Origin of the sequence: Vibrio sp. S457-15 (genome assembly GCF_000960545.1) — a bacterium.
Lineage (GTDB): Bacteria > Pseudomonadota > Gammaproteobacteria > Enterobacterales > Vibrionaceae > Vibrio > Vibrio parahaemolyticus.
In genome coordinates this window covers 44,691-63,984 of record NZ_JYOQ01000126.1, presented here as the reverse complement: position 1 = coordinate 63,984, position 19,294 = coordinate 44,691, and the positions used below count along the sequence as shown (strand labels likewise).

The 19,294-nt window shown below is 47.8% G+C and carries 13 protein-coding genes; 11 read left to right on the top strand and 2 right to left on the bottom strand.

Translation table 11 applies throughout. The annotated features are described in order from the left end of the window. Positions 1–93 precede the first annotated feature (93 nt). From UF05_RS13540 to tldD, 8 genes are all read left to right on the top strand, one after another. The gene (locus tag UF05_RS13540; RefSeq protein WP_005381144.1) at positions 94–1,137 is read left to right on the top strand and encodes a rod shape-determining protein; all 1,044 of its coding nucleotides are present in this window, start codon (positions 94–96) and stop codon (positions 1,135–1,137) included. Between the two features lie 137 nt (positions 1,138–1,274). Continuing rightward, positions 1,275–2,171: a rod shape-determining protein MreC gene (mreC, locus tag UF05_RS13535; RefSeq protein ID WP_005461822.1), complete on the top strand. Its 897-nt coding sequence runs from the start codon at positions 1,275–1,277 to the stop codon at positions 2,169–2,171. Beyond that, the gene (gene mreD / locus UF05_RS13530) at positions 2,161–2,649 is read left to right on the top strand and encodes a rod shape-determining protein MreD (RefSeq protein ID WP_005461823.1); all 489 of its coding nucleotides are present in this window, start codon (positions 2,161–2,163) and stop codon (positions 2,647–2,649) included. The genes mreC and mreD overlap by 11 nt, the downstream gene beginning before the upstream one ends. A gap of 4 nt (positions 2,650–2,653) precedes the next feature. Then, positions 2,654–3,223, top strand: coding sequence for a Maf family protein (locus UF05_RS13525; RefSeq protein ID WP_005461824.1), 570 nt, complete (start codon positions 2,654–2,656; stop codon positions 3,221–3,223). A gap of 18 nt (positions 3,224–3,241) precedes the next feature. Next, a complete protein-coding gene (gene rng / locus UF05_RS13520; RefSeq protein WP_005461826.1) occupies positions 3,242–4,711 on the top strand; it encodes a ribonuclease G in 1,470 nt (489 codons plus the stop codon). A gap of 11 nt (positions 4,712–4,722) precedes the next feature. Continuing rightward, positions 4,723–8,601 carry a YhdP family protein gene (locus tag UF05_RS13515; protein ID WP_045544927.1) on the top strand — a complete coding sequence of 1,293 codons (3,879 nt, stop codon included), beginning with the start codon at positions 4,723–4,725 and terminating at the stop codon, positions 8,599–8,601. A 34-nt stretch (positions 8,602–8,635) separates the two neighbouring features. After that, a complete protein-coding gene (locus UF05_RS13510) occupies positions 8,636–9,457 on the top strand; it encodes a carbon-nitrogen hydrolase family protein (RefSeq protein WP_045544928.1) in 822 nt (273 codons plus the stop codon). An 11-nt stretch (positions 9,458–9,468) separates the two neighbouring features. After that, positions 9,469–10,914 (top strand): metalloprotease TldD, encoded by a 1,446-nt coding sequence (tldD, locus tag UF05_RS13505; protein WP_045544929.1) that lies wholly within the window; start codon positions 9,469–9,471, stop codon positions 10,912–10,914. 70 nt (positions 10,915–10,984) lie between these two features. Here the strand turns inward: tldD and UF05_RS13500 are convergent, their stop codons facing one another. Further along, a complete protein-coding gene (locus UF05_RS13500) occupies positions 10,985–12,361 on the bottom strand; it encodes a PhoH family protein (RefSeq protein WP_045544930.1) in 1,377 nt (458 codons plus the stop codon). A gap of 557 nt (positions 12,362–12,918) precedes the next feature. Between UF05_RS13500 and rapA the strand changes: the two genes are divergently transcribed. Beyond that, positions 12,919–15,828 carry an RNA polymerase-associated protein RapA gene (gene rapA, locus UF05_RS13495; protein WP_045544931.1) on the top strand — a complete coding sequence of 970 codons (2,910 nt, stop codon included), beginning with the start codon at positions 12,919–12,921 and terminating at the stop codon, positions 15,826–15,828. 69 nt (positions 15,829–15,897) lie between these two features. Here rapA and UF05_RS13490 read toward each other — a convergent pair whose 3' ends face one another. After that, entirely contained in the window at positions 15,898–17,163 is a 1,266-nt protein-coding gene (locus UF05_RS13490) for an NRAMP family divalent metal transporter (protein ID WP_020841318.1), read from the bottom strand. A gap of 328 nt (positions 17,164–17,491) precedes the next feature. Here UF05_RS13490 and rluA point away from each other — a divergent pair, with 328 nt between their 5' ends. Then, a complete protein-coding gene (gene rluA, locus UF05_RS13485; protein WP_020841316.1) occupies positions 17,492–18,244 on the top strand; it encodes a bifunctional tRNA pseudouridine(32) synthase/23S rRNA pseudouridine(746) synthase RluA in 753 nt (250 codons plus the stop codon). A gap of 34 nt (positions 18,245–18,278) precedes the next feature. After that, complete coding sequence (locus UF05_RS13480; protein ID WP_045544932.1) at positions 18,279–19,241, top strand: D-2-hydroxyacid dehydrogenase; 963 nt, start codon at positions 18,279–18,281, stop codon at positions 19,239–19,241. The last annotated feature ends 53 nt before the right edge of the window (positions 19,242–19,294 follow it).

The following is a 19,294-nucleotide window of genomic DNA, read 5'->3' as shown; positions in this document are numbered from 1 at the left end:
TGTTTGTGTACCAATGCCTTGCTGTGACAGCGAGGCATTGGTACATTTAGGACAATTTTTGTCTTCTAAATTTTTGCAGGATGAGCGAAGAGTATGTTTAAGAAACTTCGTGGCATGTTTTCTAACGATCTATCTATCGATTTGGGTACTGCCAACACTCTAATTTACGTAAAGGGACAAGGTATTGTCCTTGATGAACCTTCTGTAGTTGCTATTCGTCAAGATCGTGTAGGTTCTGCAAAAAGCGTTGCTGCAGTCGGTCATGCAGCAAAACAAATGCTGGGTCGTACACCTGGTAACATTTCAGCTATCCGTCCAATGAAAGACGGCGTAATCGCTGACTTCTACGTAACTGAAAAAATGCTTCAGCACTTCATCAAGCAAGTGCACGATAACAGCATCCTTAAGCCAAGCCCTCGCGTACTAGTTTGTGTTCCTTGTGGTTCTACTCAAGTTGAGCGCCGTGCGATTCGTGAATCTGCATTGGGTGCGGGCGCACGTGAAGTTTACCTAATTGACGAGCCAATGGCGGCGGCGATTGGTGCTGGTTTGCGTGTTTCTGAGCCAACAGGTTCGATGGTGGTCGATATCGGTGGTGGTACTACTGAAGTTGCCGTTATCTCTCTAAATGGTGTGGTTTACTCGTCTTCTGTACGTATCGGTGGTGACCGCTTTGATGAAGCCGTTATCAACTACGTGCGTCGTAACTACGGTAGTTTGATTGGTGAAGCTACGGCAGAAAAGATCAAGCACGAAATCGGTTCTGCTTACCCAGGTGATGAAGTTCAAGAGATTGAAGTTCGCGGCCGTAACCTTGCAGAGGGTGTGCCACGCAGCTTTAGCTTGAACTCAAACGAGATCCTAGAAGCTTTACAAGAGCCGCTATCAGGCATCGTTTCTGCAGTCATGGTTGCGCTAGAGCAGTGTCCACCAGAGCTAGCTTCAGACATCTCTGAAAACGGCATGGTGCTAACCGGTGGTGGCGCACTACTGAAAGATCTTGATCGCCTACTTATGGAAGAAACGGGTATTCCGGTAGTTATCGCTGAAGATCCACTAACGTGTGTGGCACGTGGTGGTGGTAAAGCACTAGAAATGATCGACATGCACGGTGGCGATCTGTTCTCTGAAGAATAAAAATGTAGGTGAAGCTCATTACGGGCTTCACCTTCTTTTCTGCTCTCTCTGTAATTCAAACATGCTCCATATCTGAACGCGTTTCAGGTTGCCAAGTAAGGCTCAATAATCATGGAAGCAATCAGGTTAAAAACAAGATGAAACCGATTTTTGGCAGAGGCCCGTCTCTGCAATTACGTCTGTTTTTTGCTGTCATCGTGTCGGCGAGCTTGATGCTGGCTGATAGTCGTCTAGATACGTTTTCCAACGTTCGCTACCTACTCAACAGTATGGTTGCGCCAATTCAGTACGCCGCGAATATGCCTCGCAGCATGTTTGATGGTGTATTCGAACGTTTTAATACTCGTCAGGCATTAGTAGAAGGCAATCGCAACTTAAAGCGCGAAGTGCTTCGTCTAAAAAGCGAATTGATCTTGCTCGACCAATATAAAGAAGAGAACCAACGCTTGCGTAAGTTGCTTGGCTCGTCTTTTGTTCGTGATGAGAAGAAGGTCGTGACTGAAGTAATGGCGGTGGATACTTCACCTTATCGTCATCAAGTGGTGATTGATAAAGGCCAAATTGACGGTGTGTACGTTGGTCAGCCCGTTATTAACGAAAAAGGTATTGTCGGTCAGGTTACGTTTGTTGCGGCGCACAATGCGCGCGTATTGCTACTGACAGATGCAAAAAATGCCATTCCAGTTCAAGTCATTCGTAATGACATTCGAGTGATTGCATCAGGTAATGGTGAAATGGATGAAATCCAACTGGAACACATTCCAACCAGTACTGATATTCAAGTCGGTGATTTACTTGTGACATCCGGTCTGGGAGGCATTTACCCTGAAGGCTACCCAGTGGCGACGGTCACGAATGTGGATCACGATACTCGTCAAGAGTTTGCATCAATCAAAGCCGAACCTGTGGTGGAGTTTGATCGTCTACGATACTTGCTGTTGATCTGGCCAAACGAAGATCGTCAGCACAAAGTACTGCAATCCAACGCGAATGACGGGTTAGAGCAAGAACAAGAGGTAACTAATGGCCAGTAATGTATTGCGTAGCAGAATGGTGATTGGTGTTAGTTTCTTCGTTGCGCTAGTACTGCAAACCATTCCTTGGCCTGGTGTATTGGACCTACTTCGTCCTTCATGGCTATTTTTGGTGACGTGTTATTGGGTGCTGGCATTGCCGCATCGAGTAAACGTCGGCACGGCGTTAGTGTTGGGCTTATTGTGGGACATTCTCATTGGTTCAACGCTAGGAATTCGGGGCATGATGATGTCCATTGTCATCTACTTGGTGGCACTGAATTTCTTGCTAATTCGTAACATGGCATTGTGGCAACAGTCGATTTTAATTGCCTTTTTTACTGCGTTATTGGAAGTTTTGATATTCTGTGGGGAATATTTGAACCAGGACGTAGTATTTAATCCATTATCTCTGTGGACGGCGGCAATAAACTGTATACTTTGGCCATGGATGTTTTTATTAATGCGACGAGTTCGTCGCGCTTGGCACGTAAGGTAATGCGGTGAAAAAGAGCCTATCTCTCGTTCTCGCTTCGGGTTCTCCGAGAAGAAAAGAGCTGCTTGCTCAACTAGGCTATGACTTTGATATCGTATTACCGGACATCGAAGAAGCCAAACAGGCTGATGAGCAAGCACAAGACTACGTGCTGCGTCTTTCTTTGGAAAAAGCTCAGGCAGGCTTAGCGTTGGCTAAGCCTGATTCCGTTGTATTGGGCTCAGACACGGTCGTAGTATGCGATGACCGTGTGTTAGAGAAGCCAAAAAGTTTTGAAGATTCAAAGCGTATGCTTACTGACTTATCCGGTCGTCGTCATCAAGTGATGACAGCGGTGAGCGTCGTATCATCGGAACAACAACACTCGGTGGTCGTCACCACTGACGTATGGTTTAAGCCACTGACTCACGAAGAAATCGAACAATATTGGCAGTCAGGAGAGCCATGCGATAAAGCTGGAAGTTATGGTATTCAGGGACTCGGAGGGCGATTTGTCACCCGAATCGAAGGCAGTTATCACGCTGTAGTAGGCTTACCTTTGTTCGAAACCGATCAGCTAATTCAAGAATTTTTATAATTGTTTTGAGGTGTGCACATGAGTGCAGAATTGCTGCTTAACGTGACCCCGAGTGAAACTCGTGTGGCCATGATTGAAGGTGGAGTACTACAAGAAATTCATATCGAGCGCGAATCTCGTCGCGGTATTGTGGGCAACATTTACAAAGGCAAAGTAAGCCGAGTGCTGCCTGGCATGCAAGCGGCTTTTGTCGATATCGGTTTAGATAAAGCGGCGTTTTTACATGCGTCTGATATCGTTCCGCATACTGAATGTGTGGCAGAGAACGAGAAACAGCAGTTTCAAGTTCGTGACATTTCTGAATTGGTTCGCCAAGGTCAGGATATCGTCGTACAGGTAGTTAAAGATCCTCTTGGCACTAAAGGTGCGCGTTTAACTACTGACATCACACTTCCTTCCCGTTATCTCGTCTTTATGCCTGGCGCTAGCCACGTTGGTGTATCGCAACGTATTGAAAGCGAAAGTGAACGTGAGCGCCTTAAAAAAGTGGTGAATCACTACTGCGATGAGCACGGTGGTTTCATTATCCGCACGGCCGCAGAAGGGGCGGACGAGAAAGAACTCTCTCAAGATGCTGCGTTCCTAAAACGCTTATGGCTGAAAGTCATGGAGCGTCGTTCTAAGTACAAGACACGTTCAACGCTGTATGGCGAGCTTGGTCTTGCACAACGTATTTTGCGTGACTTCGTTGGAACGGAACTCGACAAGATTTTGGTCGATTCACGTTTAGAATATGAGAACCTCAAAGAGTTTACTTCTGAGTACGTACCGGAGCTGACCGATAAGCTTGAGCTTTACGAAGGTGACAAGCCTATCTTTGATATGTACGACACTGAGAACGAAATTCAACGCTCTTTGGAGCGCAAAGTTGAGCTCAAGTCGGGTGGTTACTTAATCATCGATCAAACAGAAGCGATGACCACCATCGACATCAACACGGGTGCGTTTGTTGGTCGTCGTAACTTAGAAGAGACCATCTTTAATACCAATATTGAAGCGACTCAAGCCATTGCTCGCCAGTTACGTCTGCGTAACCTAGGTGGCATCATCATTATCGACTTTATCGATATGGCGTCAGAAGAGCATCGTCAGCGAGTACTAACTTCGTTAGAAGCTGCATTGTCGAAAGACCGCGTGAAAACCAACATCAATGGCTTTACGCAGTTAGGTCTGGTTGAAATGACGCGTAAGCGTACGCGCGAAAGTATTGAACATATTCTTTGTTCTGGTTGTCCTACTTGTGAAGGCCGTGGCACCGTGAAAACGGTTGAAACGGTGTGTTACGAGATTCTGCGCGAGATCACTCGTGTAAACCGAGCGTACGATGCCGACAACTTTGTCGTATACGCATCGCCATTTGTTGCAGAAGCGCTTTTGGGTGATGAGTCTCATGCGCTGGCAGAACTTGAAGTATTTATTGGTAAGCAAGTCCGTATTCAGGCTGAACCCCTGTACATTCAGGAACAGTTTGACGTCGTGATGATGTAATTGGAACATTTGTGAATTCTGGTTTTAACCGTTTTGGGCGTTTTTGCGCGTGGATGTTAGTCACTGTCTTGGTTTTTTTAGCCATTCTAGTGACCACTCTACGCGTCACATTGCCACAACTTAACCACTTCCAAGATGAGATCAAAACCTGGGTCAAACAAGGCACAGGTTTTGACTTTTCTATCTCCAGCGTTGCTGGTTCTTGGCGTAATAGCCATCCCTCTATCGCGTTACTCGGCTTAGAAGCTAACTTACCGAATAACCAAGAAGCTCGATTCGCCGTTGATGAAATTCAAATTGAATTCGATTTGATTCAATCGTTACTTCAGTTTAAGCCCGTCGTGGCAGACTTAACCATTCATAACTTGGCATTAGATATTCGCACGGTCGATCTTCTACCTACGTCGAGCAATCAAGAGCCGGCCACTGATGTTGACCAAAATGAAATTAAGCTGATTGATCAGCTGGACTCACTATTGCTGCGTCAGTTTGAAGACTTCACCATTACGAATTCACGCGTCTGGTACAAATCGGTATCGGGCGAAACTCGTCGACTCGATATCGAACAGCTTCGCTGGAGTAATCAAGGTAAACGTCACTTAGCGGAAGGCACAGTCAGTATTGCAGACGCTAGCCTGAACTCACTGTTAGTAAATGCTAACTTTAAAGACCATGGTTCGCTGCGTGATGTGTCTGGTGAGTTTTACGTGAGTGCGCAAGATGTCTCGGTAACACCTTGGCTTACCACGTACATGCAAGAAGAATCGGGTGCGGAGTCTGGCAAGGTCAGTTTGAATACCTGGCTGACTCTCAAACACAGCCAACCTAATTATGCGTACGTAGAGCTACAACCGTCTGAGCTCGTATGGAATGAAAATGGCCGCCATGAACTGTTTATCGAATCGGGAGTGTTTAAGCTCTTGCCTGATAAGCAAGGTTGGAAAGTAAATGGTCACTCACTTCAAATTCGCACCGATGACAAATCCTGGCCTGAACTTGATGCGGCTTTTGATTGGCAACCAGATGGCTGGAAGCTCAACCTTTCTCAGCTCGACATTGAGGCGTTGATTCCACTCGTTAAGCTCGCGCCGGAATCGGAATCAACCAGTGACTTACTCAATAAATTAGCGCCGAAAGGTCGTGTTGAAGACATTCGTTTAGCCATGAATGGTGGCTTAGATACCTTGCGTTATTCGGCGGACCTCGATGAGTTAGCTATGACTCAATGGGAACTGCTGCCGGGCTTTCAACATGTGCAAGGCAGCGTTGCGGGTGACTTGAAGCAAGCGAAAGCGAAAGTCACGGTCATTGATGATGTTTTCCCGTACGGGGATGTATTCCAAGCCCCATTGAACATCAAGCAAGGCGAAGTCGACATTATCTGGCAGCAAGATGAGACAGGTTGGCGTTTGTGGTCGGATAAAGTCACGGCTGCGACTCCGGACCTTCAAGTGTTGGGCGCATTTCGACTCGATTTCCCTAAAGAGCAAAGCCCATTCCTATCGTTTTATGCTGAGGCGGATCTCTACAACGCTGGTGAAACTTGGCGTTACTTGCCAACCTTGGCATTAGGCCAAGATCTGACGGACTACCTATCGACCGCCATTCAAGGCGGTAAAGTAAATACGGCCAAATTGCTGTGGTATGGCGAGTTAGGAGATTTTCCTTACAAAGAGCACAACGGCATGTTTCAGGCATGGGTTGGCTTAAAAGACGCGAAATTCAGTTTTGATACTGCGTGGCCAACCATTACCGACTTGCAGCTTGATCTATTGTTTGAAAACGACGCCATGTATCTGGATTCCAAATCGGCGACGTTAAATGGCGTTCACGCTAAACGCATCACGGGGCGCATTCCGGAGTTGGCTGAAGATGGCCATATCGAAATTGAAGCTAAAGCCACAGCTCCAGGTAATGAAGTTCGCGACTACATGATGGCTACGCCGCTGGTTGACTCGGTTGGTGCCGCGTTGACGGCCTTGCAAGTCAGTGGCCCGGTGTATTCCGAGTTCCAGCTCAACATTCCTTTTGATATGGAAAAAGACGCGCGAGCTTGGGGTTATGCGGATTTGAAAGACAACCGTGTTGACATTGATGCGCCGCCAATGACGCTAGAAAAAGCCACAGGCCGCATTCAGTTCGACAACGATGTGGTGACGACATCTGGCTTGTCAGCAGAGTTACTCTCGCAGCCTATTTCACTCGATTTCCACGGCGAAAGTGCGGACCAAGGCTACAACGTGACCATCAATACTTTAGGTGATTGGGATGTAGAGCCTCTCAAGCCTTATTTGGGTGAACGTTGGTTGAGCTTGGTTTCCGGTCATGCACCTTGGCAAATGGACATTGACTTGCAGCTCAACGATGTGGGTTTTACTTACCAAGTGGATGTGTTGGCGCAGCTCGGTCGATTAGCCAGTGAATACCCATACCCATTGACGAAAAAGGTCGGTGAAGCTGGTCAGGCGAAACTCCAAGCATCGGGGAATCAGGAGAGCATTTCGGCTCGTTTGCAAATCCCAAATGCGAAATATCAGACCGAAATTGATATCTCGGGCGATGTGCCAGTGTTAACCGCGACCAACTTAGTGTTAGGCAAAGGCGGTTTTAAAATTAGCCCTGTCGTTGGGCACGATGCTTCGATTCGTCTAGATGAGTTAAACCTAGATAAGTGGGCGACGTTACTGGATACGCCAGAGAGTAAAGCGCAATCGGTGCTGGCAAACATGCAGACGCCTACGATTCCTTTACCAACGCGTATTGAAGTCGAAACGCCGAACTTGTTATTGGGCGGCATTGAGTTTCACGATGTGGCATTGAACGCTAGTAAAAAGAACCTAAGTTGGCAGTTGGACGTGAGTAGCCAAGAGGTGAAAGGCAAAGCAACGTACCTCAAACCGTACGATTTATCGGTGTCTCTAGACCATTTGCATTTGTACTTGCCAGACTTTGAGGAAATGACCAAAGAGCGCAGTTCGATTTTCGCTAGTGAAGATCAGAGTGCGCCACTTATTACCAACTTTGACCGCAAGTTTCACGCAGAGATGCCAAACTTAACATTGAACATCGACGATTTTTGGCTGCAAGGTTACAAGGTTGGCAAAGTGAATGTCGACTTACAGCGTCAAGATGATCGTTTGGAGTGGAAAAACATTACCTTCAGTAGCGGCAAAAACCGCATCGATATGAATGGTTGGTGGGAGCTGACCAAAGATCGTAGCCATTCCAATCTGACGTTAAAAATGAAAGGCGATAACAATACGGATCTGATGGAGCGTTTTGGTATCACGTCTGGGATCCAGCAAGCGCCATTTGAGATCAACGCCAATATGAATTGGGATGGTGCGCCTTGGTCGATGAAAACACCAACCTTGCAGGGGAATGTCTCGACGGAGTTTGGCAAAGGGGTCGTGAGTGAAGTCAGCGGCGCGGCGCGTTTGCTTGGCCTATTTAGCTTGGACTCCATCATTCGTAAGATGCAGCTCGATTTTACCGACGTATTCGACAAAGGCATGGCGTTCAACTCCATCACGGGTACAGGTAAAATCCAAGATGGTGTGTTCATCACCAATGATATTGTGATGGATGCGCTAGCTGGTGAAATGCAAATTCGTGGTATTGCAAACATGACCACCAGAATGGTAGATGCGGAAGTGAAGTTTACGCCGGATATTACGTCAGGGTTACCAATGTTGACGGCGTTTGCGGTGGCCCCTCAAACCGCTCTGTACGTGCTGGCGATTTCTACGGTGATTTCTCCTGTTGTAGAGGTGTTCACCCAAGTGAATTACGAGGTCAAAGGCCCGTTAGATTCACCAACCGTAAAAGAGATTTCACGTAGTAAAGGCGAATACAAGCTGCCAGAAAAACTGCGTGAGCAGGCTAAATAGATCGCCCGACTAAGTGGTAGAAGGAAGAGAACACATGGAACGTGTTGGCATCATTCAAATGACTTCGGGGCCTGATATTCAGGCGAATTTGGACTTTATTGACCAGCAATGTACTTTGGCGGCCAATCAAGGAGTAAAGCTGGTGCTCACGCCGGAAAATGCGGTGTTGTTTGCCAGTCGAGAAGAGTACCATCAACATGCAGAGCCGTTAGGTAGCGGTGCTATTCAAGAGCGTTTAGCCAATATCGCGAAGAGTCATCAACTGACGCTTGTCGTTGGTAGCATGCCGATTCAAACCGCGCGTGGTGTGACAACGACGACGCTCGTTTTACCTCCTCACGGAAAATGCATTGCCCATTATGACAAGCTGCATATGTTTGATGTCGATGTAGAAGATGGCCATGGCAGCTACCGAGAGTCAGATACTTTCACCGCGGGCAACCAAATTGTGGTGGCAGAAACGGATATCGGTAGCGTCGGCTTGAGCATTTGTTACGACGTTCGTTTCCCCGAATTGTACAAAGCACTGCGTTTAGCGGGGGCGGATATCATTGTTGTTCCCGCCGCGTTTACTGCGGTTACTGGGCAAGCTCACTGGGAAGTGTTGCTGCGAGCTCGAGCAATTGAAACGCAATGTTGGATTTTAGCCAGTGGACAAACGGGAACACACCCTTGCGGCCGTAAAACGTGGGGGCATTCCATGGTGATTGACCCCTGGGGACGCATTCACAAACAACTTCAAGACCAAGTGGGTTTGCTGGAGGCAGAGATAGATTTGTCACAAACCCAGCAAGTAAGGCAGAATATGCCGCTGACTCAACACAGTCGCTTTCAAAATGAATTGAGACGGAAATAAAAGAGCTAACTATGAGCACAAACCAAATAGAACAGGCACTCCTTGCCCCAAATGGTCTGACAGAGCAGGACATTGCTGACACGCTTGCCAGCATTGCTACGCGCCAGATCGATTATGCGGACATCTACTTTCAGTCCAGCTGGCACGAGTCTCTGGTTCTAGAAGACAGCATCATCAAAGATGGCTCTTTTAACATTGATTGTGGTGTTGGTGTGCGTGCGGTGACGGGCGAAAAAACCGGTTTCGCTTACTCAGATCAAATCAATCCGGAAGGTTTGAAGCAAAGTGCAATCGCGGCGCGAGGCATTGCGCAGCAGGGCCAAAATGGCAAAGTTCAAGCATTCAAACGTTCGGGAAATCAAGCTTACTATGATGCGGTTAACCCGCTAGCAAGCTGGGAAAAACAACAAAAAACCGAGTTACTGATGTCTTTGGATGCGTACATTCGCACTAAAGAGCCTCTGATCAAAGAAGTTTCTATCAGCATCAGTGGCGTGCACGAGCAAATGCTAGTTGCCGCTACAGATGGCACTTTCGCTGGTGATACTCGTCCTCTTGTTCGACTATCCATCAGTGTACTTGCACAGAAAGGTGACCGTCGCGAGCGTGGCAGTGCTGGTGGTGGTGGTCGTTTTGGCTACGATTTCTTCTTGTCTGAAACAGATGGTGTGAAGCAAGCCTTCCACTTCGCGGACGAAGCCATCCGTATGGCGTTAGTTAACCTAGAAGCAGAAGCTGCACCTGCAGGTATGATGCCTGTAGTTCTGGGTTCTGGTTGGCCGGGCGTATTGCTGCATGAAGCGGTAGGTCACGGTTTAGAAGGGGACTTCAACCGCAAAGAGTCGTCGGTATTCTCTGGCAAAATGGGTCAGCAGGTGACGTCATCGCTATGTACGATTGTGGATGATGGTACGCTGAAAGATCTACGTGGTTCACTCAATGTGGACGACGAAGGTGTGAATGGTCAGTACAACACGCTGATCGAAAATGGCGTATTGAAAGGCTACATGCAAGACAAGCTGAACGCGCGCCTAATGGGGGTAAACCCAACGGGTAACGGTCGCCGCGAATCTTACGCGCACTTACCGATGCCACGCATGACTAATACCTACATGCTGCCAGGTGAACACACACCAGAAGAAATCATCTCGACCGTGAAGAAAGGCATCTACGCGCCTAACTTCGGTGGTGGTCAGGTGGATATCACCTCAGGTAAGTTCGTGTTCTCTGCATCAGAAGCGTATTTGATTGAGGATGGTAAAGTGACTCGTCCCGTCAAAGGGGCAACTCTAATCGGTTCAGGCATTGAAGCGATGCAGCAAGTTTCGATGGTCGGTAACGACTTAAGCATCGATAAAGGTGTTGGCGTTTGTGGTAAAGCAGGGCAAAGCGTGCCAGTAGGCGTTGGTCAGCCAACGTTGAAGCTTGATTCACTGACTGTTGGTGGCACCGAGTAAATCACTCGAACCTTGATAAAAAGAGCGCTCATTGGAGCGCTCTTTTACTTTGTGCGTGAATCGACGTGGGTTAGAGGTTCTCTTCTGCAAACTCTGCCAAGCGGCTACGAACCACGCCGTTGAGGTGAATGTTCGCACTGCCTTCAAAGTTCTTGAAGCGTTCAACCATGTAGGTCAAACCTGACGTCACTGGGGTTAGGTAATGTGAGTCAATCTGCGCCAAGTTACCGGAGCAGACGATTTTGGTTCCTTCACCGCAGCGGGTGATGATGGTTTTGATTTGTGATGCAGTGAGGTTTTGACACTCATCAAGTAACACAAACGCATTTTGAATCGAACGGCCACGCATAAAGTTGATCGACTTAAACTGAATGTTGGCTTTATCGCAGATGTATTTCAACGAGCCTTCGGTGCAGTGATCGTGCTTATGCAGCGCCTCCAAAGTATCGGTTACCGCCGCCAGCCAAGGCATCATTTTTTCCTCTTCTGAGCCTGGTAAGAAGCCAATCGACTCACCAATGTCTGGCGTGTTACGCGTGACGATGATTTTATCAAACATGCCTTTTTCAATAGTTTGCTCGAGCGCAGCTGCCATGGCCAATAGCGTTTTACCACTACCCGCCGCACCAGTGAGGATCACCAAATCAATGTCAGGGTCGAGCAGGGTATCGAGTGCCATGGCCTGATAAATGTTTTTTGGTGTGATGTCCCAAGCTCGGCGGTGCATCATGCGTTCTCGGCTTAGGTCGAGTAGGGTTAGCTTGTCTTCATTGATGGTTTCAACGCGGCCTGCAAAATCGCTGTCTTCATCAATGACGTATTGGTTGATGAACGTTGGGTCAAAAGGCTCACGACTGAGTTTGTGGTAGGTTTTGCCACCCAACGCGTAGCTTTCAACTTCATCAATACCGCTCCAGAAATCGCCTTCTCGTTGCTGGAAGCCTTTAGTGAGGTATTGAATGTCGTCGATGAGTTGGTCGGTTCGGTAGTCTTCAACAAAGCGAACTCCGGCTCCTTTCGCGCGCAGACGCATGTTGATGTCTTTGGTGATAAGCACGACTTCTCGTGGTGCTCGTTTGTTTTGCAGATAAAGCACCGCGTTGAGAATACGGTTGTCACCGGCTTTGTCGGCGAAAGCTTTGACGGTTTCCTGCAATTCAAAATCCGCCAAAATGGCAATAGAGCCTTGGTCTGGTTTTTCTTTCGATACGGGAATGCCTTCTGAAATTTCATCTGGCGTTGCGTCTTTAAAGAGATCTTCCAAAGCGCGAATAGCTACGCGTGCGTCTCTTGCGACATCGCGTTTGCTGTCTTTAATTCGGTCGAGTTCTTCCAACACGGTCATAGGGATGACAACATCGTGTTCTTGGAAAGAGAAGATGGCGAAGGGTTCATGAAGAAGGATGTTGGTATCAAGTACAAACAGTTTCCGATCGGTATCGCCCATAGCGTCTCCTTGCCGCAGCGCGGCTTTGCTTGCGAGTGGTTAAGCCAAATTCAACATAAGAAATGACCTAACTCTGATTGCTTGCAATAGAGGTTATCGGGCTATCGTCGGTTAGTTAGCAACCGAGTAGCAAGACAACTTACTGCAAACCCGTGTTGATCCTAATCGTGTACTAATGCGCTCAAATCATATGCAATGTCTTTAAGCGCCCCTCATTAGAAGTATACGTAATATTTACTTCCAACAACTTAATAATTGGCATGAGTTTTTTACAATTTGATTGCATTTGTAATTTGGGAAAAAAAGTTTCCGCTTGGTGCGGTTTCGGCGTGACCTAAATCACAGCTTCAAGTAAGATTAGCGACCTTTTTCTGCGCATAGGCTACGTCCGATTTATCATGTTGAGCTGACTTAAAAATGTTCAGTCCACACTCGCATGACGAGCTCAATGTGCATAGCAGAAGCCAGAATCAGATCTAAACTATTATCCATGCCCTCGGGTGTGAGTAGACCAACAAGAAATACGAATCAAGAACTAATAACGAGGTAGTCAATTCATGACATTTGCTTTGGGGCAGCGCTGGATTAGCGATACGGAAAGCGATTTAGGTTTAGGTACCGTAGTAGCAATGGATGCTCGTACTGTGACATTGATGTTTGCAGCGTCAGAGGAAAACCGAGTTTACGCACGTAACGATGCACCTGTTACCCGAGTAACGTTTAACGTCGGTGATGTCATCGATTGCCAAGAAGGTTGGTCTCTGAAAGTTGAAGAAGTACTGGAAGATGAAGGTCTGTACACCTATTTCGGTACTCGTGAAGACACGCAAGAAACCGCAGTTGTTCTGCGTGAGATTTTTCTTAGCAACCAAATTCGTTTCAACAAACCTCAAGATAAGTTGTACGCCGGTCAAATCGACCGCATGGACAACTTCGTTCTTCGTTACCGTGCGCTAACCAACCAGTTTGAACAGTACAAGAGCCCAATGCGTGGCTTGTGTGGTATGCGAGCAGGTTTGATCCCTCATCAGCTTTACATCGCGCATGAAGTCGGTCGCCGTCACGCGCCACGCGTTTTGTTGGCGGATGAAGTAGGTTTGGGTAAGACCATCGAAGCGGGCATGATCATCCACCAGCAAGTGTTGTCTGGTCGTGCTGAACGCATTTTGATTGTGGTGCCTGAAACACTGCAACACCAATGGCTAGTTGAGATGATGCGTCGTTTCAACCTGCATTTCTCTATCTTCGACGAAGAGCGTTGTATTGAAGCATTCGCGGACGCTGAAAACCCATTTGATACTCAGCAATACGTGCTGTGTTCACTCGATTTCCTACGTAAGAGCCGCAAGCGTTTTGAACAAGCACTAGAAGGCGAATGGGATCTGCTTGTCGTCGATGAAGCGCATCACCTTGAGTGGAGCCAAGACAAACCAAGCCGTGAATACCAAGTGGTAGAAGGTTTAGCTGAACGTACTCCGGGCGTGTTGCTACTGACAGCAACGCCAGAACAGCTTGGTCGTGAAAGCCACTTTGCTCGTCTACGCCTGCTGGATCCCGATCGTTTCTATGATTACGAAGCGTTCGTCGAGGAAGAAGAGCAATACGCGCCTGTAGCGGATGCGATTACTTCACTATTCTCAGGCGAAAAGCTGCCTGATGAAGCGAAAAACCAGATCACTGAACTGTTGTCTGAACAAGACGTAGAACCACTTTTCCGCATTATCGAAAGCAACAGCGATGAAGAGGCGAAAGCATCAGCGCGCCAAGAGCTTATCGATAACCTAATGGACCGTCACGGTACGGGGCGTGTTTTGTTCCGTAACACGCGTGCGGCAATCAAAGGTTTCCCAACGCGTAATGTGCATCTTATGCCGATGGATATCCCACAGCAGTACACCACGTCAATGCGTGTGGCAGGGATGATTGGCGGTAAGATGAGTTCTGAAGCGCGTGCGATGAAGAACCTGTACCCGGAAGAAATTTTCCAAGAATTTGAAGGCGATGACGCAAGCTGGTGGCAGTTTGACTCACGTGTAAACTGGCTACTTGAAAAAGTAAAAGAGAAACGCGGCGAGAAAATTCTCGTGATTGCTTCTCGTGCGAGCACGGCATTGCAATTGGAGCAAGCGCTGCGTGAACGCGAAGGCATCCGTGCGACGGTCTTCCACGAAGGCATGTCGATTCTTGAGCGCGACAAAGCTGCGGCTTACTTTGCGCAAGAAGAAGGCGGTGCACAGGTTCTGATCTGTAGCGAAATCGGTTCTGAAGGTCGTAACTTCCAATTTGCCAACCAATTGGTGATGTTCGACTTGCCATTCAACCCAGACTTGCTTGAACAACGTATTGGTCGTTTGGACCGTATCGGTCAAAACCGCGATATCGACATTCATGTTCCTTACCTGAAAGGTACATCGCAAGCGATCCTTGCGCGTTGGTTCGATGAAGGTCTGAACGCCTTTGCAGAAACCTGCCCGACAGGTCGTGTGGTTTATGACAAGTACTCAGACGCTCTGATTGAGATTCTGGCGTCAGGAGATACCAGCACTCTGGATGAGATCATCGAAGAATCAGCGAAGCTGAACAAAGAATTGAAATCGCAACTAGAGCAAGGTCGTGACCGCTTGCTAGAAATGCACTCTAACGGCGGCGAAAAAGCTCAGCAAATCGTTGAGAAAATTGAATCAACTGATGGTGATACAAACCTAGTCACGTTTGCGCTTTCTCTGTTTGATACGATTGGTTTGAACCAAGACGACAAAGGCGAAAATGCACTGGTGGTGACGCCATCAGAGCACATGATGGTGCCAAGCTACCCTGGTTTGCCATACGAAGGTGCGACGATCACTTTTGATCGCGATACCGCGCTTTCTCGTGAAGACATGCACTTCATCAGTTGGGAACACCCAATGATCCAAGGTGGTATCGATCTTCTGATGAGTGAAGGTGTGGGTACTTCTGCGGTATCTCTGTTGAAAAACAAGGCGTTGCCAGTTGGTACGATTCTGCTTGAACTGATTTACGCGGTAGATGCGCAAGCACCAAAACGCAGCGGTATCACTCGTTTCTTACCGAAAACGCCAATCCGTCTGATGATGGACTCGCGTGGTAACGATCTATCGGCTCAAGTAGAGTTTGAAGGTTTCAACCGTCAACTTAGCCCAGTAAACCGTCATCTTGGCAGCAAGCTGGTGACGTCTGTGCAAAAAGACGTGCACCGTTTGATTGAAGCGGGTGATGTGCTGGTTGAAGAGAAAGTGGAAGCCGTTCGTAAGCAAGCGCAGCAAGATATGCAGCAAAGCTTGAATGCGGAGCTAGAGCGTTTACAAGCTTTGAAAGCGGTGAACCCAAACATTCGTGATGAAGAGATTGAAGCGATTGAAGCGCAAATCAAAGAGCTGACGGGTTACATCAATCAAGCTCAAGTGCAGCTCGATTCGCTCCGTCTGATCGTGGTGAGCCACAACTAATCGCATTAAACGCATTAAAAAAGGTCTTCAATCGAAGACCTTTTTCTTTATCTACGGTTTGCCTGCGGATTACATCAACCACTTCCACCAAATAAACAAAGCTAAGAAGCCAAACAAGTAAATGAGCCCAGCAATCGATAGCCATTTCAGTTTGCGTCCCACAGCCAGCGGTTCCGGCAAGTCCGTTTTGCTCACTAAGATGTAGTTCAGTAGCGCGAAGAATGGTGTCGTCATAAACGCCAGAACCATCGCGAAGTCGAGCATAGGTAGCAGTGCCGATGCCCAGAATACGACGATACCTAGCGCCAGCAATGATACCGCCAACATAATCGCTGACGTTGCTTTTGGATCGGTTTCCGCTTGAGAGCGCAACAGGCGTTGTGAGTCGGCAATTACGCGCGAGTAACCGTCAATAACAGTAATCGTACTGCCGAAAATACAGAAGAAAGCGATCACCGCGATTAAGTAACGTGACCATTCACCGATGGTCGAAGCGTACAAGCCAACCAACTGATGCGAGAAGCCTACCCCGGAGCTCTTCAGTTCAATTCCAGAACCGTGCAGCATTAACGCACCGAGCGAAACAAACACTAGCGCCAAAACGGCTGTACCGATGTAGCCAACGTTGAAGTCAAACAGAGCAGAGCGAGGTGTTACTTCTTGCTGACTCGACTGGCGCTTTAGCCACGCTGAGGTTAAACACGAAATCTCAATTGGTGCTGGCATCCACCCCATCGTAACCACGATGAAACCAATTGCCGCAATTGACCAAGGGGAAGGCGATTCAAAGTTCGCGACGGGTTCCACTGGGTTACCAAACGCAATTGCAACAGCAAGCAGCGTTGCAATGGTGAGCACGGACATGATCACTTTCGAAAGTGTGTCGAGTGCTTTGTAATGGCCGGCGAATAAGATGATCAAACACGTGACCAAAACGATGATGCTCAACGATGCCATCGACAGTGAAAATGGTATGAAGTAACCCAGCAGGCTCGCACTAAACATCAACAATGCTGCGGTGTTGATCACCGCCGACACCACACTTAAGAACAGAAACAACCAAAGGTAAGGGCGCCCCAGTCTCGCGTAGCCTTCGACTAACGTAAGCCCTGTGCCCATCGTGTATTGCACGCCAGCTCGGAAAAATGGGTATTTAAACAGGTTTACGAGCAGGATGAGTGCGGCAAGTTGCCAGCCATAGATGGCACCCGCTTTGGTTGAGGCTACAAGGTGAGAGCCACCCACCGCCGCAGAAGCCATTAGGATGCCTGGGCCAAGTGAGCGGAAAAATAGCGATATTCTGGATTGGAGTTGATCTGGTACGGCGGATTCCATTTCTTATTGTCCTTTGATGTTGTGTATAGCGGCATAACCTTCCCCCGCGAGAACGGTTCGCGGGAATCCAAACGGCGTGAAACCTTATTTAATGTTATGGGGTGCTTTTCCGAACGGAATAAAGTTATTTGGGTAACCACTCTATAAATATCATTCCCGCATTTGTTGTCAAACTATATTTACAAATCAGTTTTGATTTTATTTTTTGAATTTATTGACTTGATTAACCCTGTTGGTTTTGGTGTTTTCACTGGTCGTGAAATTAAAATGCGTTTTGACTGAGCCCTCGTTATAATCGCGGCGTTTTTATTTTCTAGAGATCCCACCCATGGCAATGCTTGAGTACAACCCACCGACTGATCCTTGGATCGACATCGTTTTTGAGGACGACCATATCTTGGCTGTGAATAAGCCGTCTGGTTTGTTGTCAGTTCCGGGACGTCTTGCAGAACACCATGACAGCATGTGGAGTCGTTTGCAGGAAGCGTACCCAGACATCCAAGTCGTGCATCGCTTAGATATGTCGACGTCGGGATTGATGGTACTGGCTAAAAACAAGCGAGCAGAAAGTGCGTTGAAAAAGCAGTTCCAGTTCCGCTTAACGCATAAAATTTACTACGCACGCGTTTGGGGTCATGTCGAACAGGAAGAGGGCGAAATCGATCTGCCATTGATCTGTGACTGGCCAAACCGTCCGCTGCAAAAAGTGTGTTTTGAAGATGGTAAGCCATCAAAAACTCTCTTCCAAGTCGCGAAGCGAGAAGAACATGAAGACGGCACAAAGACGACCATCGTACGTTTACTGCCTATTACTGGCCGATCACATCAATTGCGTGTGCACATGCAAGCGTTGGGTCACCCTATTGTTGGTGACGAGTTCTACGCGACCGAAGAAGCCAAAGCTTTCTCTGAGCGTTTGGAACTGCACGCTTCTGAATTGAGCTTCTACCACCCGAAAAGTCACTGGCTCCGCAGTATTTTTGTTCCGTGTGACTTTTACCCGGAAGCCGAAGAGATGATCTTTGACTATTTCGATCCAGAGCGTAAATTACCTGATTACAAAACACTGCCACGCCCATAAATAGATTTCATTAGGCAGTGAACAAGGAGCCGTTATGTCACTGCCTAAAGTGGTCTTTCTCGACCGTGCCACCATTCCCAATCACATTCAAGTCCCGCGCCCTAAGTTTCCTCATCATTGGATGGAGTATGAACTGACACCGCCTGAGTTCGTGGTTGAGCGCTTGGCTGATGCCGATATCGTCATCAGCAATAAAGTGGTGTTGGATCAATCGGTGCTTTCGCTGCTGCCTCAGCTCAAGATGATTGCCGTTGCGGCGACAGGGTTTAACAATGTCGACGTGAACTATTGTGCTGAACATGGCATTGCAGTCGCGAACGTACGTGGTTATGCCACTCGATCTGTGCCAGAGCATGTGATCGCGATGTTGTTTGCTTTGCGTCGCAACCTGTTTGGGTACCATCAAGACATTGCGGCTGGTGAATGGCAGCGTAATAAGCAGTTCTGCTTTTTTACTCATTCCATCGGGGATGTTGGCGGCAGTACACTAGGTGTCGTCGGTAGTGGTGCATTGGGACAAGCCACGGCGAATCTGGCTCAAGCGCTAGGAATGACCGTTTTATTTGCGGAGCGTAAAGGCGCGGCAGAATGTCGACCAGGTTATGTGCCATTTGAGGAAGTGTTGAAACACTCTGACGCGTTGACTTTGCACTGTCCGCTTAACGAGCATACGCAGAATTTGATTGGCAAAGCCGAGTTACAGCAAATGAAACCAAACGCGATTCTAATCAACACCGGTCGAGGCGGTTTGGTTGATGAGCAAGCGTTGGTGGATGCTCTAAAACAGGGGGAGATCGCAGCAGCAGGTTTTGATGTATTTACTCAGGAGCCTGCCGATGAGAGCAACCCTCTGATCGCTAATATTCACTTACCGAATTTGCTGTTAACGCCTCATGTTGCGTGGGGAAGTGATTCGTCGATTCAACGCTTGGCCGACATTCTGATTGAGAACATTAACGCGTTTCAGCGCGGAGACCTCCTCAATCGCCTCGCTTAATGGGCATTGATTATCCGCATTAAAAAAGCAGACCTAGTGGTCTGCTTTGTCTT